We start from the raw sequence: 23,891 nt of genomic DNA, 5'->3' as shown, positions 1-23,891 counted from the left end.
AAAAGCGTCGAATTGCGCACACGCGATCCAAATGCGCCTGCACCGCGCGCCAGCGCGGTGCCACGCCCAACGGGAGGACATCCTCTTTGATGATGGAACGACGGGCGGGAGCGCCTGCGGCTGGCGCGCGGTGGTCTACTTCACGATATGCTCGTCTTTGACGAACATGTTGGCCCAGGCGCGGTCAATCAGGTCGGGGCTCATCTGATAGGGGATGCCTTCAAATTCGCAGATGGCGATCATCTGGTCGATCAGGAACACCGGCTGGTAATTCGCATAGATATTGTCGATCGTCGGGTATTTCACCTTCAACAGATGGATCAGTGCTGCCTCGTCGAGCGGCAGGCCTTTTTTGCGGGCCACCATGGCAAAGATCTTCAGGAAGTTTTCCTGGTTCGGACCGTCGATCTTGATCTTGAAAAAGATCCGGCGCAGGGCCGCTTGGTCAAAGATCTCGTTGGGGTGGAAGTTGGTGGAGAAGATCACCAGCGTGTCAAAGGGCACTTCGAATTTTTCGCCCGATTGCAGGGCAAGGATATCCCGGCTTTCTTCCAGCGGAACAATCCAGCGGTTCACCAGTGACTGCGGGGGTTCCTTCTGGCGGCCAAGGTCGTCGACAATGAAGATGCCGCCGGTGGATTTCAGCTGCAGCGAGGCCTGATAGGTGCGCGCGGTTGGGTTATACACCAGATCAAGCATATCCAGCGACAATTCCCCCCCGGTGATAACCGTCGGGCGTTCACAACGCACATAGCGTTCGTCATAGGGGCGGTGTTTGCGCAGGGAATTGGGGTCCTGCTCTGGTTCGGGCAGGGCATTGTGGACAATCGGGTCATAAACCGTGATCACCTGCCCGGCATATTCCAATGCGCGGGGCACAAAGACATGGTCGCCAAGCGCGTCGCGAATGCCGTTCGAGATCGAAGATTTACCGTTGCCCGGTGGGCCATACATCAGAATGGATCGACCGGCGCTAACCGCCGGGCCAAGTTGATCCAGCAGAGTGTCGGGCAGGACCAGATGCCCCATCGCTCCGGTCAGCTGCTGGCGCGTCACCATAATATTGCGGATCGACTGGCGTTTGACCTGTTCGCGGTAGACAGCCAGCGGCACGGGCATCGCGCCGAAGTATTCGGACTGCGCCAGCGCATCCAGCGCGCGCGCTTTGCCCGCATCGGTCAGCTGATAGCCCATTTCATTGCCGGAATTGGCATTGAGCGTACCCGTCGCCTCCAGCAGTTTCTGTCCGCGGGCCATATCCACCAGCTCTTGGGTGATCGAAACAGGCAGGCAGATCGCCTCAGCGATATCGGTGACGATGGCAAGGTTCTTGCGAAACAGGGTTTTTAGCAGGATATCCCGCATCATCACCAGCGGCAGCTGCATCTCGGACAGCCCACGCGGCGGCGGCGGGGCAATGATCGGCTGGGGTTGCATGTTCATCGGGGTGGCCTGTCATCTGTTGTGTGCCCGCGCGCGGGATCAGCGCGAGGCGAAAGCTCAGGCAACAGCTTATTCAGCACTGTGGCAGAAGGGGGGCGCAATTGGGGAAATGGCGCAGCGGGAGCCTACTGGCCAAAGGCCACCGCCAGTCCAAGGTAAGCCACAAGGCTGCCGCCAAGACAGAAGCCCATCGGGAATTTATAGCCCACGTTCCAGCTTTTCCAGTCTGGGGCGAGCTGGCGCAGGGGGGTGTATTTCGCAAAGCGATGTGTGGCGTAACCGCCAAGCAAAGTGGCCGAGAAGACAATCGCCATCAGAGCCAGATCGCCAAAGGCCACAAAAGGCGCGGCAGCACCAATGAACTTGGCATCGCCCCCGCCCATCAGGCCGCCATAGAAACAGAACATGCCAAAGGCGATCCCAATTGGCAGCTGGAGGAAATGCCAGCCGTAATCGGCCCAGGTCGGCATCGCGACCAGCCCGACACTCACAAAAACCGCTGCAAGGCCGTAGTTGATCCAGTTTGGAATGCGCATCATCGCCAGATCGCAAAACGCTGTGGCTGCGCAAAACGGCAGCACAAAGGGCAGGAACCACAGCGCGGTTTCAGAATGCAGATGGATCATATGCCTGAAGCCTTAGCCTTGTTCGAGCGCCTGAAGCGCCTGAGCTGCGGCCTCGAAATGCTGCGGATGGGTGTCCACCGCCTCGCGCAGCAGGCCTTCGCCGATATTGGTGTCGCCCTGTTTCACCGCCGACAGCGCCAGCGTGTACAGAAGCTGCGCCCGTTCGGTCTGGTTCATCCGCAGCACCGGCAGTGTGTAGTTGCGCTGTGCGCCTCGGGCCAGGATCAGGTTGTTTTTGGCAGTAAAAAGGTCGGGCTGCTGACGCAGGGCTTCGCCAAACAGGCGCTCTGCTTCGCTATAGTCGCCGCGGGTCAGCTTGGAATAGCCCCAATTGTTGAAGATGCTACCGGGTGTGGTGGTCAAGCCAACAGCGGTTTCATAGAAGCTGTCGGCGCGTTTCCAGTCTTTGTTGCTGTCGGCAACAACCGCTTCAAGACGGTAGCGTTTGAAGGTTTCATAGGTCGGGGGCACCTGATCCAGCACGGTCTTGGCTTCGGCCCAGTCGTTTGTGCGGATCAGCGCATCGGCCAGATTGACCCGGTCCTCGTTGGTCACGCCCTTCATCGCAACTGTGCGTTGCCAGGCCAGTTTCCCTTCGGCAAAGCGTTTCGCACGCACCAGAGAATGCGCCAGCCCGCGCTGCAGGTCGATGCGGTCGGGGGTTTCACCCAAGGATCGCTGGAAATAGCGCACCGCTTCGTTGGGATCAGCAGAGTTCAGGATCACGTCGTTGAGATCGCTCTCATCAACCACATTCACAGTCTGCTGCAACGCGCGTTCCACACTGTCATCAGCGGATTCGGAACAGGCAGACAGGGTGACGACGGCCGCAAGCGCGGCGGAAATAGATAAGACGTGGCGCATGTTCCTGCGTCCTTTACTGCTCTGGCCTCGTTTCGGGCCTAGGGTTGCTGCTCGGCCTCTTGTGCGCTGGCCCCTGTTGCGCTCTGGATGCGGTATACCCCGCCTCCATATTGCACCAGATTATACGCTGTGCCGTCGGCGTCAGTATGATCGGAATTTTCAAGCATTTCGAGGGCGCGGCGCAAATTATCACGGATTGCGTCACTTTCGCCATTGTCCAACGCATAGGCCCGGCGCAGGTATTGCTCGGCCTCAGCGGCTTTGCCCTGTTGCAGCAGCGCAAGGCCAAGGTTGTTCAGCGCTTCGGGCCAATCGGGTTCCATGTCCACCGCGCGGCGCAGAAGGTCTTCGGCTTGGCCCAGTCGGCCCAGCGACAGATTGGCACTGCCCAAGGATGAAAACACTTCGGGCTTGGGGCCCTCTTCCAGATAGGCGCGGGTAAAGGCATCCAGCGCCAGCTCGTATTCTCCGGCAGCCATCAGCCGGTGACCTACTTCTAGCCCGCTGACAGCATCCTTGCGCAGGTCAACACCGGGTGCATGAGGGCTGTCTGGATCATGCGAAGATGTCGAAATGGCATCGCAGCCTGCACCAAGGGCGACTGCGCAAATACCCAAAACAAAGGGAAAAAGCCGCGCGTAATGGCGGCTTCTTGGAACTGGCATGATCCTGTGCTCCATCTCCTGCCCGAAAAATGCCGACCCGACTTACGCGGGCTTTGTCCCCCGGATCGGCTGAGGGCGGCGCGGGAATTACATGTCGCCCAGTTTGGAAATCACCTCGGCAGAGGGGCCGACGAGAATGATCAGCAAGGGCGGAACCGTCAGCCCCATTGTGGCAAGAGTCATTTTAACAGGCAACTTGTTTGCGGCCTCTTCGGCGCGCATCACCCGTTTGTCCCGCATTTCCCCGGCATAAACCCGCAGCGCTTCGGCGATCGAGGTACCAAATGTCGAGGACTGGATCATCACGGTGACAAAAGACGAGATATCCTGCACGCCACAGCGGGTGCCCATGTCGCGCAGAACACGGTCTTTGTCTTTACCGGCTTTCAGTTCCTGCGCGACGATTTGGTATTCTTCCGCAAGTTCCGGGAAAGACGTCCGAAGCTCTGCCGCGACGCGCACAATCGCCTGGTCGAGCGATTGGCCCGCTTCCACACAGACCAGCATCATGTCGAGGGAATCAGGGAACGCATCGGCGATCTTTCCACGTCGTTCCGTCACCCGGCGGGTCACCCAGTATTTGGGCAGCATATAACCCGCACCGCCCGGGCCCAGAATGCGAATAATGATCTGCTGTGTGGTGAACTCATAGCCTGCATTCAACACATAAACAAAGGCAAGACCTGCCACGAGCCCGATCAGGCCAAGTGCAAACTGTGCAAAGTGGAACACGCGCACGGCGTCGCGGGAGCGATATCCCGCCTGACGCAGTTTCAGTTCCATTGCGGACAGCTCTTCAGCGTCCTGAGGCTCCAGGAAAGAGGCAAATTTCTGCAGCTGCTCGTTGCGGTCCGTATTGCGCAACCGCGCCTGTGTGGACTTTGGGCGGGTTTCATCCTGCACCTGACGCTGCAGCTTTTTCAGCGGATCTTCCGGTTGATTGAGAAGCAGCGGAACTGCCAGCACGATCAGCACAAGGCCAAGGAAGCCAACCACCATAAGGGGGCCGAATTCGCCAAGCTGGGACACCAGAAGGTCGTGAATAAAGGTCACTGGATTCATGTGCTTGCCCCTTTAGACCTTAATGTTGGTGAGAATGCGCATAACGATCAGGTTTGCCGTCAGCATGGCCCCGACAAGAAAACAGGCCGGAATAAAATAGGGGTGATCAATGACAGAGTCATAATAGCCCGGATCGTTAAACAGGATGAAGCCAAGGCACACCAACGGGAAGCCCGACAGGAACTTGCCCGACCACTGGGCCTCGGCGGTGATGGCTTTGACGCGGCGAAACAGGCGGAAACGGGCGCGGATCACTTTGGCCAGGCCGGCCAGTACTTCGGCCAGGTTACCACCCGATTTCTGCTGAATGGACACCGCCACCGTGAGGAAGCGCAAATCCTGCAGGTCCAGACGGTTCGCCATATCCTCGAGCGCTTCGCCGACATCGCGGCCATAGGCGCATTCATCGGCGATAATGCCAAATTCGGTGGCCAGCGGGTCTTCGACTTCTTTGGCCACCATCTGAATGGCCGAGGAAAACGGGTGGCCGACGCGCAAGGACCGCACCATCAGTTCGACGCCATCAGGCAGCTGTTCTTCCAGCATGGCCATGCGTTTTTTGGCTTTGGAATTGACCCAGAAATAGATCGCACCGACGCCAATGATAATGCCGCCCAAAATCCGCACGGGCAGGGGCGTCTGGGTGGCCACACTCAGAACAATAAAGGCAGCCGTGCCTAGGCCGACCATTAGCATCATCAGTTGTTTTGGCGAAAACGCGATTGCCGCTTTCTGCGCCTTTTCGGCCAGCAGCGAATAAAGCGGGATCTTCTGCGAGCTGAGGTGCTGTTGCATCTCTTTGCGCAGCTGTTCCAGCACCTGTTCGCGCTGGCCGCCTTTTTCCAGCATCTCAAGACGACGGTTGACCCGGCTGTTGAGGCTGATCGATTTGCCAAAGGTCACCAGATAGATGCCTTCGACCAGCGCCACGACGCCGACAAAAATCAGGCCGTAGATGACAGGTTCCATCCCGATATTCATCAGCGCGGCTCCATAATCGTCGGCTCGTAGATCGAGGCAGGCAGGTCATATCCCCACAGGCGGAAGCGTTCTGAGAAGTTAGAGCGCACGCCGGTGGCGGTAAAATGGCCAATGATCTTGTTGTCGGGCGTCAGGCCCACGCGCTGGAAGCGAAAGATCTCCTGCATGGAAATCACATCGCCTTCCATCCCGGTAATTTCGGTGATCGAGGTCATGCGGCGTGAGCCATCCTGCAGGCGCGAGGCCTGCACGATCAGGTTCACCGCCGAGGAAATCTGGCTGCGCACTGCTTTGATCGGCATCTCAATACCAGCCATCGCGATCATGTTCTCCAGACGGGAAATCCCGTCGCGGGCCGAGTTGGCGTGGATCGTGGTCATCGACCCATCGTGGCCGGTGTTCATCGCCTGCAGCATGTCGATCACTTCTTCGCCGCGGGTCTCGCCGACGATAATGCGGTCAGGGCGCATCCGCAGGGCGTTTTTCAGACAGTCGCGGGGCGAAACCTCGCCTTTGCCCTCAACGTTGGGCGGGCGGCTCTCCATACGGCCCACATGGGTCTGTTGCAGCTGCAGTTCGGCGGTATCCTCGATCGTCAGGATCCGTTCTGAGTTGTCGATGAAAGACGACAGCGCATTGAGCGTGGTGGTTTTACCTGAACCGGTACCGCCCGAGACAATCACATTCAGGCGGGTGGACACAGCAGCCTGCAAATAGGCGGCCATCTCTTCGGTAAAGGCGCCAAAATTCACCAGATCGTCGATCTGAAGCTTGTCCTTTTTGAACTTACGAATAGAGACCAGCGAGCCATCGACCGCAATCGGCGGCACCATGGCGTTAAAGCGGGACCCGTCCGCCAGGCGGGCGTCCACATAGGGGTTGGATTCATCAACACGCCGACCCACGGCCGACACGATTTTGTCGATGATCCGCATCAGGTGCTTTTCATCTTTGAAGGTGACGTCCGACAGCTCGAGCTTACCGCTGCGTTCAATAAAGATCTGTTGCGGCCCGTTGACCAGAATATCCGAAACCGTGTCGTCCTGCAGCAGGGTCTCCAGCGGGCCAAGGCCGCGGACCTCGTCATAAAGTTCTTTGTTCAGCTGCGTGCGGTCTTCGCGGTTGAGAACAATATTGCGCTCATTCAGGATTTCGGCCGCAATGGCTGAAATCTCGTTGCGCAGCTCTGCTTCGGCGGCATTTTCCAGGGCGCTGAGGTTCAGGTTCTCCAGCAGCTCGCGGTGCATTTCGATCTTGATTTCACCCAGGCGCTCTTTGCGCTTGCGGTCGCGATCATCCGGCGAAGCTTTTGCGGCAACACGCGGGGAAGGACGGCGCAAGACGGTCTTGGCGGGTTCTGCCGTAGAAGCCGCACGCGGGGCAGGGGCAGCCGCGGCTGCTGTTGGTGCACTTTGTTTCTTGTACTTCGAAAACATCGTCTAATCCCAGATCCACAGGTGCCGCGCGCGGCGTATCGCTGTCTTTGCGGCGGCAGTTAGCCGTTTTGCGTCACAGTTTGCTTAGGCGGCTTTGGCTTCGCTGGCGCCCAATTCGTGCAGGCTCTTGGCGAGCTTGGCGATTTCCTTGCGCAACGGGTTCTTTGGTGCCGACGTGGCAAGAGGCTGGCCATGGTCACAGCTTTGCAACACTGGTTTGCCGCCATCGGGCAGCTGAATATCCAGGGCGATCCCAAGGCTTTCTGCCATGCGTTTGACGCGGCTTTTGCCATTGAGATCGGTGAACTTCGGCGCGCGGTTCAGCAGGAAGCGCAGCTTGTCAAAGGGCAGATCTTCGGACTGGAGCGCCCGTTTCATCCGCAGCGTGTTCTGCGCCGAGCGCATATCAAGCTCCACCAGCGCGAAATAGACATGGGCCATATTCAGCACGGTTTCGGTCCATTGAACCAAGGTGTGAGGCAGGTCAATCACCACAAAATCAAAGTGACTGCGCGCCATCTCCACCACCCGCAGGATGTCTTCGGGGGTGATGAATTCCAGTGGCACCATATCGGCCGGGGCGGTCAGGACCTGCAGGCGGTCCTGATAGGTCACAAGCGAGCCGCCAAAGATGTCTTCGTCCATGACTTCGGTTTCACTCAGCATTTCCATCACCGCGTCGCGGCGGGGCAGGTCGAGGTAGGTCGACACAGAGCCGTGCTGAAGATCAAGATCCAGAAGGCAGACCGACGGCGTGTCTCCTTCGGAGAGCTGCGCCAGTTCCCAGGCAAGGTTCACCGCAAAGGTGGTGGCACCTGTGCCACCGGCCATGCCGTGGGTCACAATCACAGCGCCCTCGCGGCGGCTGTCGGCATGCAGTTTGGGGCTGTTTGCGGCCGATGCGGCCGGGGTTTCCGGTGCGACCGGGTTTTGAGCGCGCAGACGCTCAATTGCGGCGGCCAGTTCGTGCTCGGGCAGCGGATAGGGAATGAACTCATCTGCGCCCAGACGCAGCAGCTTGTGCAGCGCCGCGGGGGTGACATCTTCGGCCACCAGGATGACTTTGATATTGCGAGATTTGGCCTGGGTGATGATTTCGCCCATGAGGTCCAGATTGTCCTCATCGGCGCTTTCCATCGCCAGGGCCACAAATTCCACGGCCTCGGCTTCGGGCTGGTAGAAGAACGCCAGCGCCTCGGTGAAATCAAGATCCCCCCAGGCTTCACCCATGGCGGTTTCCATATCCTCGATCAGGAGGTCGAAATTCTGTACGTCCCGGCAGATCGTGCAGGCCACGATCGGCGGTGTCTCTTGTTGCGAAGCCGCAGTACTCATACGCCAGTATCCTTAAATCTCGCCCGACGGAGCCGCGAAACTGCGCTCAATCGGACCGGTGCCGCCCCCACCACAAGGTACACGGCGCCCCTTGATCAGAGCTTCGTTCCCAATCTGGGCAAGATTTGGGCTAAAAAGCCCCAATTGTTTGGAATGTTAAACATACCTAACGGAATCCTAATGTGGTCTGACCGAACGGTGCCCAAAGGGGGCGTCGCCGACAGTTTCTGTCGCCCGGACAGCAAAAAGGCCCCCAGGGTGGGAGCCTTTTGAAACCGTTTTTGCGGTGTGGCGGTTAATCGAGCGAGGCTTCGATCGCCGATTCGTGGGTCAGGGTGCGTTCTGCAACAGCGCTTTCCACATAGTCGCGGTAAATGATCTCTGCATAGCGCCCGTCCAGCGAATTGACGCGCGATTGCACAAAGCCCGACACTTCGGTCACTGTGCGGCGGTTGCGGCGTTCGCGCTGGTCGGTCAGGACAAGCGGCTGCGTTTCGCCAAAAGAGACGACAGCTTCCAGACGCTTGCGGCTGATCCCATGACGCACAAGATAATTCACAGCAGCCCGCGCCCGGCGCAGACCCAGCGACTTGTTATAGCGCTCAGAGCCGACCGCATCGGTGTGACCAAACACTTTGAACCGCACCTCAGGGAACTGTTTGATCCAGCCCGCCTGCTGGTCGAGCACCAGACGCGCGCTTTCGTCCAGACGGGCGCTGTCAAAGTCGAAGGTGATGGTGCTGGGCACCTCGGAGGCAAATCGGTTTGCCAGTTGCACCGTGTAGCTCAGGTCACCAGAGATGATCGCTGCGTTTTCATGGGTGGCGCTGCCGAAGTAGCGCGTGTCCAGCGGCTCTCCGGCCTCCTTGTAGGCGCAAGCGCCTGTTACGGCTGCGAGGCTTAAAATCAGGGCCGATTGTTTCAACATGCGCGTCACCATCCTGCCTGCGGGTTAGTCAAGAATATAGCCGTAAGAGCCATTGAAGTCCTGCTTTGCAACTTCACCGGCCGCGCCACGCTGGGTGCGCTCGGTCTTGCCCAGAAGGAACAGGTCACGCTCGCTCGGTGGGCGGATGCGATCTGTAGGCAGGGCATAGACATCACCGCGGGTTGGGCTGACCAGATGGGCCGAGACGATGATCACCAGTTCGCTTTGACGGCGTTCGAAATCGGCGCTGCGGAATAGGGTGCCCAGGATCGGGACATCCCCCAGCCACGGCACTTGCGCGGCATTGTCGAGGAAGTCGTCTTCGATCAGACCGGCAATGGCAAAGCTTTCGCCGTCACGCAGTTCGACCGTGGTTTCCGTCGCGCGACGCGAGAAACCATTAATGATCAGGCCACCGGATTCAAAGGTCACAGTCGGGTCAATTGCAGAGACAGAGGCCTGCATTTCGAGATTGATCAGATCGCCGTCCACAACCCGGGGGATAAAGTCCAGCTCAACACCAAAGGGTTTGAATTCAATGGTGATAACACCGTCTTCCTGCGCCACGGGCACCGGGTATTCGCCACCTGCAAGGAAAGAGGCCTCTTGGCCCGACAGGGCAGAGAGGTTCGGCTCTGCCAGCATTCTGACAAGGCCCTTTTGTTCCATCGCCTCGAGAACGACGCCAAGTGCCACATTGCCGATGTCAAAGCCAAAAAGGGCTGCACCAAAGGTGTTCTCTGCTGTGGCATAGCCGCGCTCAGTAGAGTTCGAGTTGCCAAAGCTTAGGTTCAGATTGTTGCCATCCACAAGGAAACCATTGGTCTCCCCGGCGGAGTCACTGCCCAGAAACGCAAGCGAGGTGCCCAGTTGTTTGGAGACATTGCGCTGCATTTCCGCAAAACGCACTTTCAGCATGACCTGCTGCACGCCGCCGACACTCATCAGGTTGGACACACGATCCGGCGCATAACGCGAGGCAAGATCCAGCGCGCGCTGCATCCGCGCGGCGCTTGAAACGGTCCCCGACAGCACAATGCCGTCGTTTGCGGTGCGCACCTCGATTTTTTCATTGGGGAGGATCTGGCGCAGACGTTCTTTGAACTCGCTGACATCAGCGGCCACACGGACGTCGACATTGGTGATCAGCCGGCCAGAGCCGTCCAACAGTGTCAGCGTGGTCAGCCCCGGCGATTTGCCCAGAACATAGATCGACCGGTCCGACAGGGACGAAATGTCCGCAATGCCAGGATTGGCAATGCTCAGCTCAGCAAAAGGCTGTTCCGATTCCACCACGACAGCGCGGTTCATCGGCACCTCTAGCTTTGCGTTGGTGCCTTGTTTGACGATTTTGAGCCCATTGGCCTGTACACTCTGAGGAACAGACGCCCCCAAAACTGCAAGGCCAGTCAGAGCCGCTGCAACGAAACTTCTAAATACCATGTGACCTGCCTCTCCGATCACGAAATTTTCTTTGGGGTCTGAGTTGCCCCGATTTTTGTCAACACCCTGCGCTACTTCCGATTACATTGCAATAATCAATGGGTTTTCAGGCGTCTTTGATGTGGAGGCGGGGCAACACGGGGAAAGTTGCCGGTCTTTTGTCAGACCTGTGCCGGGGAAAACCAGGGGGGCAGCCAGGGGGCCGTTGGGCTTGGGGCGCAGCTGAAGATGCAGGACGCCACCCCAACCAAAAGCAGTTGGGGCGGCCTTTTTGTGAACTGGTGTGATCTGTTCGATCGCTAGTCGCGGCAAGCGATCGGAACCTCGACCACCTCGGCGCCACGGCGGTTGCGAATTGTGCAGACGCGCTCTTTTTCCTGCGCCTGTTCAACCTCCAGAGCGGCAAGACCCAGCAGTCGGCGCTGGTCGACGTCTTCGATCGTGCCCACGGTGGTATCCCCGGCGCCAACAAGCGACAAAGACAGTCGGCCGGTGGCCTGGCCGTGCTGCAGGATGCCCACGTCGTCGCGTGTTCCGGTGATGGTCACGGTGCGTGCAATGGTTGTTGCGCTGACGTCGTGGCCCGCAGTTTGGTCTACGGCGATCAATTCGATGCTCGACAGGATAAGGCGGGTCACTTCACCGGCACGGCGCCCTTCGGCATCAACCATATTGCCGGTCCAATAGACATCTACGCGGTCGCCGGGGCGCAAGAAGCCGGAAACGCCAGAGGCCACATCGACCTTGATGGCGGCGGCTCGCATACCGGTTTTAAGAAGCGAGGTCAGACCCGCGCCCTGACCGGGTTCGGACAGTTTCACTTTCAAAAGCGGCTCGCCGGGTTCCATTGCGCGCAGGATGTGGCGGGTCTGGTCACCTGTGGCCTTCGGGAACAATACATCCGCTGAAACAAACGCCCCCTCGGGAAGGGCGGTTTCGGGCCAAGAAACTGTTTTTACGTCCTCTTCCGTGAGGCGTTCACCATATTTCAGCGCCTTCGTCGCGACGAAAACCGGGACGGTCGGCACATAGTTGACGCCCTTGGCCCGTTCATCGGCCAAAGCCTGCTGGTAAGCTTCAATATAATTCTTTGCCATCATCACCGCGCCGCCCGCGAGGGCGATACCAGCAATAAGGACGAGACCAAATACCGCTCGCATAAGGTTGCCTCCGTTTGATCTTTTGGGCCCTGAGACAGGGCGGGTTAGCGCCAGGCGTGTTTGGCAGAAAATCCGAAAGGCTGCTCCGAGGAACAGCCAGATGGATCAGCTAAAGAGGCTCAGGTTCATATTGTTGAAGATGTTTGTCGCCAAGCTGCCCATGGAGGTGCCATACGCATTCAGCAAAGCAAGGGTCAGCGCGACTCCGGCAGCGACAAGCACCACCCAATCGACGGTTACTGCTCCTTGGTCATCGGCCAGAAAGTGTTTCAGGCGTTTCATCACATTGCTCCTTGGGGCTCCCTGCGGGCTCAGTCAAAAGTTCAGCTACCAAACTGCCGGTGCCAGGTGGGGAATGTCACACCGGAACTGTCAGATCGGAACTGTCGACCCGGATCTAACGAGCAGTACCTGTGGCCCCGTTCATTTGGGGGGGGGGCAGATCACTTGTAAAGAAACTCCAGGCCAGGCGGTCCCGGCCCGGAGCAAGATTACACAACCTCTGAGGCGCTGAAACCAGCTGCCACAGAAGCCACGGTAAACTTAGGGTACGGTCGGAGCCGCAACACCGGTGGTCACGTTGGATGCCGCGGTGGAGGTCAGGCCGGTTGTGGAAGTCTGGATGGAAGTGAAGACTGCAACAGTCAGCGCAACGATAGCAGCGGTCAGAACAACCCAGTCAACGGTCACGGCGCCAGAGTCGTCTTTGCGGAAGTTTTTGATGAATTTGATCATAGTTCGTCCCTCCTGAGGATCGATAAAAAGTTTCATCCCTTTGAGCATCTGTGCCACCTGCTCTCTCACCTGCTTGGTGGCTGCCCGTCTTGGATGAGTTAGTTTTGACGGTGCAGCGTGGCAGGATTGGGGCCGAATGGGGGAAAAGGGCTGAAAATCTTAAAAATGAATTACCGACCGGTTAGGATTTTGAATTTATTAAGTAATCAGTGATTTGATGCCTGTTTCACGCAGCAAGTCTGCCACGCAATGGTGGGAAATGAGGCGATTTTGACAGATTCCCTGCTCATTTGTGGGCGTTTCGTTAGAACTTTCCTAAACTGGAGTTGAGGCAAGGCAGGGTAAAATGGGCAAAAAAACAGAGTTAAGTGGGATTCCATCCGCGCTCTTGCCCGGATTCCTGTCCCTTTGCGGCCAAATACACGCGAATTTACGGTCAGATGCCCAGAATCGGGCGGGGAATCGTGCTGAAGCGCTGTTTGCCACTACGAAAGACGACTCGCATGCGATGGCGCCTCGATCGCCACAACGGGCTGGGTCTTGGGCGGACAGGATCTGGTGGAGCGGCGTCTGTGTTTGTGCCACGGTGCTTGCGCTCACGGCTGAGCCTCTGGCCGCACAAGATGCAGCCCCAGCCGAGGCAGCCTCCAAGTATGATGATTTCACCGCTAAACGTATCCGCCCACCAAAACCCGGCAGCGGGCGGTTGATCACTATTCAGATTGATCCTGCGGAACAGGCGGCGCGTTTGTCGAGACGGACAGAGAGCGACGATCCGCCCGCAGAAGAAACAGACAGCACCGCAGCGACACCCGTGCCGCAAGAGGCGCGCTTCGCATGGTTTTGGGAAGAGGTCTCGCCAGCATTGGAGGCAGCAAGCGCCGGGCGGCTGGAGACTGCGCTAGAGGTGATCGCCGCTCATCCCGAGGTCACAGCCCCGCGACTGCAGCAGATGCAGGACATTGTGAATGCATACGGCATTGATATTCTGACGGGCACCCTGGGTACGCAGGTGTCGCCAGCCTGGGTCCTGGCGGTGATCGCGGTGGAATCCTCGGGACGGGCGGATGCTGTAAGCAGTGCAGGGGCGCAGGGGCTTATGCAACTGATGCCCGAAACAGCAGTCGAACATGGGGTCACGGACCCTTTTACCCCAAAGGACAACATTGCAGGTGGCGTGCGGTTCATCGACCAGCTGATGGCCCTGTACGGAGGTGACCCGATGCTGGTTGCGGCGGCCTATAATGCGGGCCCTGGTGCCGTGCGCGATCATGACGGGGTGCCGCCCTATACGGAGACGCGGGACTATGTGCCCAAAGTGCTGGCGGCCTATCAGATGGCGCGCAGTCTCTGTCGGACTCCACCGATCATGATTTCGGACGGGTGCATTTTCCACAGTATGAACTGACGGCCCTGCCGCAGGTGCCGGAGCGTGAGGTTTCGGATCGCTGCCGCGATCCGACAGCGGGGGCGCCGAACCTTTGGTTCGGCGCCCCCGTCTGTGTCTGACGTGTCATGATCCATGTGAAACAACCGCAATGTGCGGGCACTTAGTCAGGCACATGGGCAGTCACATGGGCTGGCACAAGGGCAAGCCTGATTAATCGACCAGCGTCGCCTCGGTCGCTGCGCGCAGATCGGATTCGGTCACACCGTCGGCGAGCTCAACGATTTTGAGGCCGCCTTCGACCACATCGAGAACCCCAAGGTTCGTGATGATCCGGTCCACCACGCCTTTGCCCGTCAGCGGCAGGGTGCATTCTTTCAGCAGCTTGGAGACGCCGTGTTTGTTGGTGTGGTCCATGACCACCACCACGCGGCCGACACCTGCGACCAGATCCATTGCGCCGCCCATACCTTTGACCAGCTTGCCGGGGATCATCCAGTTTGCAAGGTCACCGTTTTCGGCCACTTCCATTGCGCCCAGAATTGCCATGGCGATCTTGCCGCCACGGATCATCGCAAAGGATTGTGCGCTGTCGAAATAAGCGGTTTGCGGCAGTTCGGTGATGGTCTGCTTGCCTGCATTGATCAGGTCAGCGTCCTCTTCGCCGTCAATCGGGAAAGGCCCCATGCCCAGCATACCGTTTTCCGACTGCAAGGTGACCTCGATCCCTTCGGGGATGTAGTTCGAGACCAGCGTCGGAATACCAATGCCGAGGTTCACATACCAGCCGTCTTGCAGTTCCTGTGCGGCGCGGGCCGCCATTTGGTTACGATCCCACATGGATTAGGCCTCCCGTACGGTGCGCTGTTCAATGCGCTTTTCATGATCGCCCTGGATGATCCGGTGCACATAGATGCCGGGCAGGTGGATCGCATCCGGGTCAAGGCTGCCCGTGGGCACGATTTCCTCGACCTCGGCGACGCAGATCTTGCCACAGGTCGCCGCAGGCACATTGAAGTTGCGCGCGGTTTTGCGGAACACCAGATTGCCGGTTTCATCGGCTTTCCAGGCCTTCACAATGGCCAGATCGGCAAAGATGCCTTCTTCCATGATGTAGTCCTCCATCGCGCCATCGGGGCCTGTGGGGAACTGTTTCTCCATCTTGCCCTCGGCGATGACGGTGCCGACGCCGGTTTTGGTGAAGAAGCCGGGGATGCCTGCGCCGCCTGCGCGCATGCGCTCGGCCAGTGTGCCTTGGGGGTTAAACTCGAGTTCCAATTCGCCGCTCAGATACTGGCGCATGAATTCCGCGTTTTCGCCCACATAGGACGAGATCATCTTCTTGACCTGACGGGTTTGCAGCAGGATGCCGATGCCAAAGTCGTCCACGCCAGCGTTATTGGACGCGAAAGTCAGATCCTTGGTGCCTGCGTCTTTGATCGCATCCAGCAGCAATTCAGGAATGCCGCAGAGGCCAAAGCCGCCTGCCGCGATGAACATGCCGTCATGAAGCAGCCCGTCGAGCGCCTCGGCGGCTGAGCCATAGGTTTTTTTCATGGAAATCTCCTCTCCAATGCCTTGACGTCAATCTGCCACGGAGACGGGGGGGCACGTCAACGAATGTGCTGCGTTTTGCGTATTTCTACGGAAATTGCGCAGCCCTTGCGCGCAAAGCGCAAAAAAACGCAAAGGCTAAGAATTTCCTTAGAAATTTCAGCTGTTCTGGTCAGAGTTTGTTTTTTGTGGTCCCGTTGAGATGCCAACCCAGATCGTAGACGCCATTTATCTTGGCATCACAGCCGAGCTTGACACAAATGAAACCAACTGGACGGTGGAGCAGGCCAGCACATTGCTGGGCACCACGTTTGGCGGGTTGGGCGATCCTTTGTGGGACAAAATCGGTGAGGTCGAGCTGGAAGATGCCGACAATGACAATAAGACCCGTTCAAACGACAACGGCCAATTGGGGGAAGACCTGACCTATGGTGGCACTGGGTCTGCCCTGGATTCGGCTCTAATCTATAATGCGACCGTCCATTTTACAGATGGGTCCTCGACCACAACGACACTTGTTCTGGCTCAGGACGAGTTGGGGCGTCTTTTTGTGATGCCACCGACGGGCGGGCCGGGCGTTTTGGATGACGGCTATATCCGGTCCATCACGATCGACAGCCTTTATGACGACGACTTTGTGGGGCTGACCACCCCGCGCGAGGCTGAGGCCTTTTTGGTCTGTTTTGCGGAAGGTACAAATATAAAGACACCCCAAGGTGAAACCCCGGTAGAGGTATTGCGCCCCGGCGATCTGGTCGCGACGTTGGATCACGGTGCGCAGCCGGTGATATGGGTTGGCAGCCGCTGCGTCACGGCACAGGGTCGTGAAGCACCGGTCGTGATCGCGAATGGGGCTCTGGGGGAGGGATCTCCGCGCGCGCCTTTGTCTGTGTCCCGTCAACATCGGGTGGTGATCGAGTCGACAATCGCGGAACGTATGTTTGGTGCACGACAGGTTTTGGTCGCCGCCAAAGACCTGCTGGATCTGCCCGGCGTCACGCAGGCGGGCACAGGGCAGACATTGACCTACTGGCACATTCTTCTCCCCCGCCACGAAATCCTTTGGGCCGAGGATGCCGCCGTTGAGAGTTTTCTGCCTACGCCCCTGTCGCTTCGCGCGCTTCACGAAGGGGACAGGCAGACCATTGCGCAAAAGATCACACAGCTTGCGCCCTACGAAATGGCCCGCGCCCAAATCAATGGGGCACGGGCCAGAAAATGCGTTGCACGGCACCTTCGCAATCAAAAACCACTTGTGGGGCAGGGGCTGACCCTGCTGATCCCTGCCTGAGGCGCTATTCCTCTGCGCCGGCTTCTTTCGTGGGTGTCTTGGTTGCAGTTTTCTTCGTCGTGGTTTTCTTGGCGGCGGTTTTCTTGGCAGGCGCCTTCTTTTTTGCAGGCGCTTTCTTCTTTGGCGCTTTCTCGGCGATCAGGGCAACCGCCTGGTCCATGGTCACATTGGCCGGTTCCACGTCCTTGGGCAGGGTCGCATTGACCTTGCCCCATTTGACGTAAGGCCCGTAACGGCCATCCATAATCTGCACCGCGCCGCCTTCGCTGGGGTGTTCGCCCAGCTCTTTCAGCGCCTTCGCCGCAGACCGGCCCCGGCCCGGATTGGCACGTTTGTCCGCCAGCATCTCCACCGCGTGGTTCATGCCGACCTCGAACATTTCGGTCCATTGTTTCAGGCTGACGTAGACGGGTTTTTCATCGCCGGGCAGCTTGTGCATCAGGTATGGGCCAAAACGGCCAAGGTTGGCCGAGATGCGCCCGCCTTCGGGGTGGTCGCCCACATTGCGCGGCAGCGACAGCAGCTGCACGGCCTTGTCCAACGTGGTTTCTTCCTTGGCCCAGCCACCATTGCGGGGGGCGGGCAGAGAGGAACGCTTGGGCTTTTTGTTCTCGGGTGTGGCTTCACCGCGCTGAACGTAAGGACCATAGCGGCCGTCTTTCAGCCAGATCTCATCACCGCCGTCTTCGCCCAAAAGCTTCTCTTCGCCCTCGGCGCCTTCACCGGCGATCGGGCGGGTGTAGTTACACTCGGGGTAGTTGCCGCAGCCGACAAACCCACCGGTGCGCGAGGTCTTGAGGTGCAGCTGACCGGTGCCGCATTTCGGGCAGATCCGCGGGTCAGAGCCATCTTCGCGCGGCGGGTACAGCTGCGGCGCAAGTGCGTCGTCCAGAACATCCAGAACCTCGGAAATCCGCAGGTCGGAGGTTTCAGCAATCGCGGCGTGGAAGTCGCGCCAGAAATTCCCAAGCAGCTCTTTGTAATCGCGATCCCCGGCCGAGACATCATCCAGCTGATTTTCAAGATTCGCGGTGAACTCGTAGCCGACATAGGTGCGGAAGAAGTTCAGAAGGAAGATCGTCACGATCCGCCCGCGTTCTTCGGGGAACAGGCGATTCTTGTCCTTGCGGACGTATTCGCGGTCCTGAATCGTTGTAATAACAGAGGCATAGGTGGAAGGACGCCCAATGCCGAGCTCCTCCATCCGTTTCACCAACGTTGCCTCGGTATAGCGCGGCGGCGGTTGGGTGTGGTGCTGCAGGCTGAGAACCGCAGCATTTTCAGACAGCACACAGGCGTCCTTGCCAGCCTTTTCGGCTTGCGCGGCCAGACCGCCTGCAAATTTTACCGCATCGCCCTGCATGATCTGGGGCAGGCGCTTGTCGTCCTCGTCCACCACATCATCGCGGCCTTCTTCATAGACACGCATAAAGCCGTCGAACAGCACCACTTGCCCTGTGGCGCGCAGAACGACCTGTTTGTCGTCCGAGCCAAGGTCAACCGTGGTGCGCTCCAGACGGGCGCCTTCCATCTGACAGGCCAGCGTCCGCTTCCAGATCAGATCATAAAGCTTGCGCTGATCGTCTTCCGACACCTTCAGGCTCGCCGCGTCGCGGCTCATGTCGGTTGGGCGGATACATTCGTGCGCTTCCTGCGCGTTCTTGGCTTTGTTTTTATAAACGCGCGGCTCGCTCGGGACATATTCCGGGCCATAACGGGTGGCGATCTCTGCGCGTGCTTCGGTCACGGCTTCGGGCGCCATGTCGATGCCGTCGGTCCGCATATATGTAATGAGACCTGCCTCATAGAGGCGCTGGGCGGCGTTCATACATTGACGCGCGCCCATGCCAAACTTGCGCGAGGCTTCCTGCTGCAGGGTCGAGGTCATAAACGGCGCAGACGGGTTGCGGGCGGCGGGTTTGGCCTCCACGGAGATCGCGGAATAGGCGCGGGACGCCACCGCCTGCACGGCCAGTTCGGCAGCGGTGGAGTTGGCGAGGCTGAATTTGTCCAGCTTTTCGCCCCCCAGAACCGTCAGGCGGGCCTCAAAATCCTGACCTCGCGGGGTCGTCATCTGCGCCTTCACCGACCAGTACTCGACTGGATTGAACGCTTCGATCTCCATCTCGCGTTCCACGATCAGGCGCAGGCAGACGGATTGCACACGCCCAGCAGAGCGTGCGCCAGGCAGTTTCCGCCACAGAACCGGCGACAGATTGAAGCCCACGAGATAGTCGAGCGCACGTCGGGCGAGGTAGGCCTCTACCAGCGGCATGTCGACATCGCGCGGGTTTTGCATCGCCTGCGTCACCGCCTCTTTGGTGATCGCGTTAAAGGTCACGCGGCTCACGGCTGTGGATTTTTTGATCGCGCGACGCTTGGTCAGCGCTTCCTGCAAATGCCAGCTGATTGCTTCTCCTTCGCGATCAGGGTCAGTCGCGAGAATCAGTGCATCATCGTCTTTTAGGGCGTCAGCAATGGCACGGACGTGTTTCTTACTGTCATTGCCGACCTCCCAGGTCATGGCAAAATCGTCGTCCGGCTGGACCGAGCCATCCTTGCGGGGCAGGTCGCGCACGTGTCCGTAAGAGGCGAGAACTGTGTAGTTTTTCCCCAGATACTTATTGATGGTTTTGGCTTTTGCCGGGGATTCGACGACAACAACGGGCATTCGGACTGGGCACCTTTCGTGACAGATTCAGTGCGTTCTAAGGCTTGGGAAATGTGGCGTGCAAGGGGAGAATGTCAATCATTGACACATCTCTTGACCAAGACTTCGCAGGAATTGGTGGTATTTTCAGCGCTTAAACCTTGGGACTGGGGACAGAGGCCGGGCGCGAAAACAGGGGCGATGGCGGGAACATTCACTTTCATTTGCGGCGGATTGTGCCGTCCTCCGCGCGATCAATGTCGTCGCCCATCTCAAGCTCGGTCAGGGCACGCAGTGCTGCGCGCGGGTCTGTTGTGCTGTCCGCGACAATATGATGTTGCGGCGTCGGAGAGGGGGCGGTGCGGGACAGGATCGTGCCATGCAGGGCGGCGGTTTCACGCAGGCTCCGGCGCTCGGGCTGGGGGGGGAGATCCGCAAGCGCGGGTTTGCGGCCCAGCGGCGGGCGCGGTTGTTGGGGGGCGGGCAGGGCGTCGACCACATCGCGGGCATCGCGCACCAGTGTGGCCCCTTCCCGGATCAGAATATTGCAACCAGAGGCGCGCGCATCCATGGGGTGGCCAGGAACCGCAAGCACGTCGCGCCCCATATCCAGCGCATCGCGCGCGGTGATCAGGCTGCCAGATTTGGCGGCGGCTTCGACCACCACCGTAGCCGCGCTGAGCCCTGCAATTATGCGGTTGCGGGCGGGGAAATGCCGCGCCTGAGGGGCCAGGCCCATGGGTTGTTCCGACAAGAGCAGACCTTTCTCCCGGATTTCAGCGGCAAGGTCGGCATTTTCTGATGGGTAGACCACATCCACACCGCCGCCCAGAACGGCGATTGTGCCGGTGTCGACACAGGCTTGATGCGCTGCTGCGTCAATGCCGCGCGCAAGTCCTGATGTTACAACCTGCCCCAGTTCGCCCAGATCCCGTGCCAGAGCACGCGCCATTCGCAGGCCAAGCGAGGAAGCATTGCGTGCACCCACCATAGCAATCGCAGAACGGTGCAGTAGGCTCAGATCGCCCACAGCCCAGAGGACAGGCGGGGCGGTTTTTAACTGCATGAGAAGAGGAGGGTAGTCCGGATCCCCAAAGCACAAAAGCCGCGCTTTGGCGGCTTTTGCTTTGGCGATTTCGGCATCAAGAATTGCTTCCGGGCACGTTTTGTACCCTTTGACACCTGCTTCGGCTGCCACTTTGGGCAGTGCATCCAGCACATTCTGTGCTGTCCCATACTCGGCCATCAGCCGGTAAAAGGTCGAGACCCCGATTCTTCGGGAGCGCAACAGGCGGAGCCATGAATACCTTTGATCTTCCGTGGTGGGTGGGAGTGGGGGGTGATAGGAAGAATGTGCTTCTCCGGTCATCCGATGCTCCACCTTGTTGCAAGACAATGTTTACCGCCAAAGGGGTTAACAGGTGGTGAATCTAAGGACAGTTTGCCAAGATTTTTCACTATCTCGTTTATCAGGATCTGCGGCGCGGCGATTCTCCGAAGTCGGGCGTTATTTGGGCCAAGAGCCCTTGTTTTTATGGGGGTAACGGGGGGCTGAAAGGCGCAGCGCAGCGGTGGGGCAGCGTTTTTTGAGTCGTGCTTTGGTTAATAAATATGTCTATAGAGACCGGATTTGCGCGAAGTTTCTGGGGATAATTGGTAAATCGCGTCACAGGGCAGGGCACTTGCCCGCTTCAAGAAAAAGGGCGAGTCGCCTGCGACTCGCCCTGCTGACGGAGACAAAGTGATGAGTCCCCGATGTCCTTTAGGTGGCAGACCCGCCCACGGTCAGGCCGCCCATCAAAACACTGGGCTGACCAACGCCGACGGGCACCCATTGCCCCTGTTTGCCGCAATTGCCCATGCCCGGATCCAGCGCCATGTCATTGCCAAGCGCACGGATCTGGTTCAGCGCCGTGGCCCCATCGCCAATCAGCGTTGCGCCTTTGACCGGTGCGCCAACTTTGCCGTCTTTGACGCGGTAGGCCTCGGTGCAGGAGAAGACGAACTTGCCATTGGTAATATCGACCTGACCGCCGCCAAAGCCGACGGCCCAGATGCCGTCCTTGATATCACGCACCAGATCGGCCGGATCCGCATTGCCACCTAACATATATGTGTTGGTCATGCGCGGCATGGGCGCATGGGCGTAGCTTTGGCGGCGGCCATTGCCGGTGCTGTCGACACCCATCAGGCGCGCGTTCTGGCGGTCCTGCATGAAGCCCACAAGAATGCCATCCTCGATCAGGGTGGTTTTCTGGCTGGGCGTGCCTTCGTCATCCACCGTGATCGAACCACGACGGTCAGGAATGGTGCCGTCGTCCAGAACGGTGACGCCGGGCGCGGCAATGCGCTGTCCCATGAGACCGGCAAAAGCAGAAGAGCCTTTACGGTTGAAATCACCCTCCAACCCGTGACCAATCGCTTCGTGCAGCAGGATGCCGGGCCAGCCCGGCCCAAGCACCACATCCATTTCGCCGGCGGGGGCAGGTTCCGCTTCGAGGTTCACCAGCGCGATGCGCAGGGCCTCGCGGGCCTTGGCTTGCCAGTCCTGCGGCGCGATCAGCCCATCCAAGCCCACGCGCCCGCCGCCCCCAGCGCTGCCGCTTTCACGGCGGCCCTGATCATCGACGATCACGGAGACATTCAGGCGGGTCATGGGGCGGACATCCCGCACCCGCACGCCATCGGCGCGCAGGATCTCGATTTCCTGGATCGAGGCCGCCAGTGTGGCTGAAACCTGCACCACCCGCGAATCAAGACCTCGGGCAAAGGCGTCGATCTCGCGCAGGGTTTCTACCTTCACCGGGAAGCTTTGGGCTGCGATGGGGTCCTGATCGGTGTAGAGCTTGCGATTGGTTGGCTTTGGCGCAGGCGCCATCGTGCCGCCGCCATCGCCCACCGCAAGCCGCGCAGTTTCACCCGCGCGCCGCAAGGCTTCGATCGAAAGCGTGGTGGAATGGGCATAGCCTGCCACATCATCTTTGACCGCGCGCAGGCCGAATCCTTCGGCGGCGTCGAAACTGGCGGATTTGACCCGGCCATCGTCGAGCACCAGCGCCTCGGATTTTCGGCGCTCCACAAATATTTCTCCGTCATTTGCGCCGTTTAGCGCCTGCCGAAGGATAGGCAGCGCCTCATCTTCGGGTAGCGTGGTCTCAAAGGGAGAGAATGTGGAATCGTCCATGTGGCGGGACCTCGTTTTTGATCTAAATCAAGAAAGCGACGCTATGCCGCGCGTCTGCCTCTTTATATGATAGTCATAATATGATTTTTAACTGCAACAATGACAACGTCCACGGGCCGGATTTCCTACGGTTCAGGGCAGAGCTTAGAACCGGTAACGACCAAGCTATCAGGATGTGATATGAAGAACGCTTTGACGCTCGCGGGGCTTTTGACCGCGCTTTCTAGCCTTCCCGCCATGGCGCAAGACGGACTGGAAACCATTGGTAAGCCCCATGATGGGTTGTTGGGTTTCCAGCCGGCAGCAACACGGCTGGCCGAAGGTATTCATTGGGTCGATAATTTCATCCTGGTGATTATCACTGTGATCACCCTGTTTGTGGCGGGCCTGCTTGTTTATGCGATTGTCCGGTTCAATCGTAAGGCAAACCCGAAACCAGAGAGCTTTACGCACAATACGCCGCTGGAAATTGCCTGGACCATTGTGCCGCTTCTGATTCTCGTCGCGATTGGGTCGCAGTCGCTGCCGGAACTGTTCGACCAGCAGGAAATCCCCGAAGCAGATGTGACCATCAAGGTGACCGGCTACCAGTGGTACTGGGGCTATGAATATGTCGACCATGGCTTTGCGTTTGACAGCTATATGATCGGTAACCCCGCCACCCTGGACGAAGATGTGCGCCCAGCGGATGCGGATGTGACGCCTTATGTTCTGGATGACGCAATGCGCGCCAAGTTGGTAGACGCGGGCTACAACGAAGATGAATTCCTGCTGGCCACCGACACTGCGGTTGTTGTGCCTGTTGGCAAAACCGTTGTCATGCAGGTCACTGGCGCGGACGTGATCCACTCCTGGACTATTCCGGCCTTTGGGGTGAAGCAGGATGCGGTGCCCGGTCGTCTGGCAGAGCTGTGGTTCAACGCAACCAAAGAAGGCATCTACTTTGGTCAGTGTTCCGAACTGTGCGGCAAAGACCATGCCTATATGCCGATCACCGTCAAAGTTGTCTCGCAAGAGGCCTATGACGCATGGCTGCAGGGTGCGATCGACGAATATGCGGGTCAGCCGCTCGACTATCAGGTCGCTTCCAACTAAGGCGACGGTTCAGACCCGGTCGGACTGCCTTTCTGGCAACCGAGGGGCTGAT

The 23,891-nt window shown here is 58.8% G+C and carries 21 protein-coding genes; 3 read left to right on the top strand and 18 right to left on the bottom strand.

Going from position 1 to position 23,891, the window contains the following annotated elements; genetic code table 11:
* Positions 1–135: 135 nt before the first annotated feature.
* From TRM7557_RS02240 to TRM7557_RS02185, 13 genes are all read right to left on the bottom strand, one after another.
* On the bottom strand, positions 136–1,443 hold the full coding sequence (locus TRM7557_RS02240; protein WP_058288577.1) for a hypothetical protein: 1,308 nt from the start codon (positions 1,441–1,443) through the stop codon (positions 136–138).
* Between the two features lie 125 nt (positions 1,444–1,568).
* A complete protein-coding gene (locus TRM7557_RS02235) occupies positions 1,569–2,066 on the bottom strand; it encodes a prepilin peptidase (RefSeq protein WP_058288918.1) in 498 nt (165 codons plus the stop codon).
* A gap of 15 nt (positions 2,067–2,081) precedes the next feature.
* The gene (locus TRM7557_RS02230) at positions 2,082–2,933 is read right to left on the bottom strand and encodes a tetratricopeptide repeat protein (protein WP_058288576.1); all 852 of its coding nucleotides are present in this window, start codon (positions 2,931–2,933) and stop codon (positions 2,082–2,084) included.
* A 38-nt stretch (positions 2,934–2,971) separates the two neighbouring features.
* A complete protein-coding gene (locus tag TRM7557_RS02225) occupies positions 2,972–3,598 on the bottom strand; it encodes a tetratricopeptide repeat protein (protein WP_058288575.1) in 627 nt (208 codons plus the stop codon).
* Between the two features lie 87 nt (positions 3,599–3,685).
* Positions 3,686–4,660, bottom strand: a complete 975-nt coding sequence (locus TRM7557_RS02220; RefSeq protein WP_058288574.1) for a type II secretion system F family protein — start codon at positions 4,658–4,660, stop codon at positions 3,686–3,688.
* A 12-nt stretch (positions 4,661–4,672) separates the two neighbouring features.
* Positions 4,673–5,641 (bottom strand): type II secretion system F family protein, encoded by a 969-nt coding sequence (locus TRM7557_RS02215; RefSeq protein ID WP_058288573.1) that lies wholly within the window; start codon positions 5,639–5,641, stop codon positions 4,673–4,675.
* A complete protein-coding gene (locus TRM7557_RS02210; protein ID WP_058288572.1) occupies positions 5,641–7,077 on the bottom strand; it encodes a CpaF family protein in 1,437 nt (478 codons plus the stop codon). Before TRM7557_RS02210 ends, TRM7557_RS02215 begins: the two co-directional genes overlap by 1 nt.
* Positions 7,078–7,161: 84 nt before the next feature.
* Complete coding sequence (locus TRM7557_RS02205; protein ID WP_058288571.1) at positions 7,162–8,412, bottom strand: AAA family ATPase; 1,251 nt, start codon at positions 8,410–8,412, stop codon at positions 7,162–7,164.
* Between the two features lie 295 nt (positions 8,413–8,707).
* Complete coding sequence (locus tag TRM7557_RS02200; RefSeq protein WP_058288570.1) at positions 8,708–9,340, bottom strand: OmpA family protein; 633 nt, start codon at positions 9,338–9,340, stop codon at positions 8,708–8,710.
* Between the two features lie 24 nt (positions 9,341–9,364).
* Entirely contained in the window at positions 9,365–10,783 is a 1,419-nt protein-coding gene (locus TRM7557_RS02195) for a type II and III secretion system protein family protein (RefSeq protein ID WP_058288569.1), read from the bottom strand.
* A 299-nt stretch (positions 10,784–11,082) separates the two neighbouring features.
* Complete coding sequence (gene cpaB, locus TRM7557_RS02190; protein ID WP_058288568.1) at positions 11,083–11,943, bottom strand: Flp pilus assembly protein CpaB; 861 nt, start codon at positions 11,941–11,943, stop codon at positions 11,083–11,085.
* Between the two features lie 105 nt (positions 11,944–12,048).
* Positions 12,049–12,225 carry a hypothetical protein gene (locus tag TRM7557_RS19690; protein ID WP_165592400.1) on the bottom strand — a complete coding sequence of 59 codons (177 nt, stop codon included), beginning with the start codon at positions 12,223–12,225 and terminating at the stop codon, positions 12,049–12,051.
* 261 nt (positions 12,226–12,486) lie between these two features.
* Positions 12,487–12,678, bottom strand: a complete 192-nt coding sequence (locus tag TRM7557_RS02185) for a hypothetical protein (RefSeq protein WP_058288567.1) — start codon at positions 12,676–12,678, stop codon at positions 12,487–12,489.
* A 508-nt stretch (positions 12,679–13,186) separates the two neighbouring features.
* Here TRM7557_RS02185 and TRM7557_RS02180 point away from each other — a divergent pair.
* The gene (locus TRM7557_RS02180; RefSeq protein WP_082626483.1) at positions 13,187–14,086 is read left to right on the top strand and encodes a lytic transglycosylase domain-containing protein; all 900 of its coding nucleotides are present in this window, start codon (positions 13,187–13,189) and stop codon (positions 14,084–14,086) included.
* 192 nt (positions 14,087–14,278) lie between these two features.
* Here the strand turns inward: TRM7557_RS02180 and TRM7557_RS02175 are convergent, their stop codons facing one another.
* Both TRM7557_RS02175 and TRM7557_RS02170 read right to left on the bottom strand, forming a co-directional pair.
* A complete protein-coding gene (locus TRM7557_RS02175) occupies positions 14,279–14,905 on the bottom strand; it encodes a 3-oxoacid CoA-transferase subunit B (RefSeq protein WP_058288565.1) in 627 nt (208 codons plus the stop codon).
* A 3-nt stretch (positions 14,906–14,908) separates the two neighbouring features.
* Positions 14,909–15,622 carry a CoA transferase subunit A gene (locus tag TRM7557_RS02170; RefSeq protein WP_058288564.1) on the bottom strand — a complete coding sequence of 238 codons (714 nt, stop codon included), beginning with the start codon at positions 15,620–15,622 and terminating at the stop codon, positions 14,909–14,911.
* A 199-nt stretch (positions 15,623–15,821) separates the two neighbouring features.
* Here TRM7557_RS02170 and TRM7557_RS02165 point away from each other — a divergent pair, with 199 nt between their 5' ends.
* Positions 15,822–16,910, top strand: a complete 1,089-nt coding sequence (locus tag TRM7557_RS02165; protein ID WP_058288563.1) for a Hint domain-containing protein — start codon at positions 15,822–15,824, stop codon at positions 16,908–16,910.
* Positions 16,911–16,914: 4 nt separating this feature from the next.
* On the opposite strand, the gene topA is transcribed toward TRM7557_RS02165, so the two are convergent.
* The 3 genes from topA to tldD all read right to left on the bottom strand — a co-directional run bounded on the left by topA (position 16,915) and on the right by tldD (position 22,744).
* The gene (gene topA / locus TRM7557_RS02160) at positions 16,915–19,581 is read right to left on the bottom strand and encodes a type I DNA topoisomerase (protein WP_058288562.1); all 2,667 of its coding nucleotides are present in this window, start codon (positions 19,579–19,581) and stop codon (positions 16,915–16,917) included.
* A 199-nt stretch (positions 19,582–19,780) separates the two neighbouring features.
* The gene (dprA, locus tag TRM7557_RS02155; RefSeq protein WP_058288561.1) at positions 19,781–20,929 is read right to left on the bottom strand and encodes a DNA-processing protein DprA; all 1,149 of its coding nucleotides are present in this window, start codon (positions 20,927–20,929) and stop codon (positions 19,781–19,783) included.
* Between the two features lie 393 nt (positions 20,930–21,322).
* Entirely contained in the window at positions 21,323–22,744 is a 1,422-nt protein-coding gene (gene tldD, locus TRM7557_RS02150; RefSeq protein ID WP_058288560.1) for a metalloprotease TldD, read from the bottom strand.
* A 180-nt stretch (positions 22,745–22,924) separates the two neighbouring features.
* On the opposite strand from tldD, the gene coxB reads away from it, so the two are divergent.
* Positions 22,925–23,839 (top strand): cytochrome c oxidase subunit II, encoded by a 915-nt coding sequence (coxB, locus tag TRM7557_RS02145; protein WP_058288559.1) that lies wholly within the window; start codon positions 22,925–22,927, stop codon positions 23,837–23,839.
* The last annotated feature ends 52 nt before the right edge of the window (positions 23,840–23,891 follow it).

The organism is Tritonibacter multivorans, assembly GCF_001458415.1.
In the GTDB taxonomy this organism is placed as follows: domain Bacteria; phylum Pseudomonadota; class Alphaproteobacteria; order Rhodobacterales; family Rhodobacteraceae; genus Epibacterium; species Epibacterium multivorans.
The sequence above is the reverse complement of the archived record's forward strand: the minus strand, read 5'-3'. Positions and strand labels throughout refer to the sequence as shown.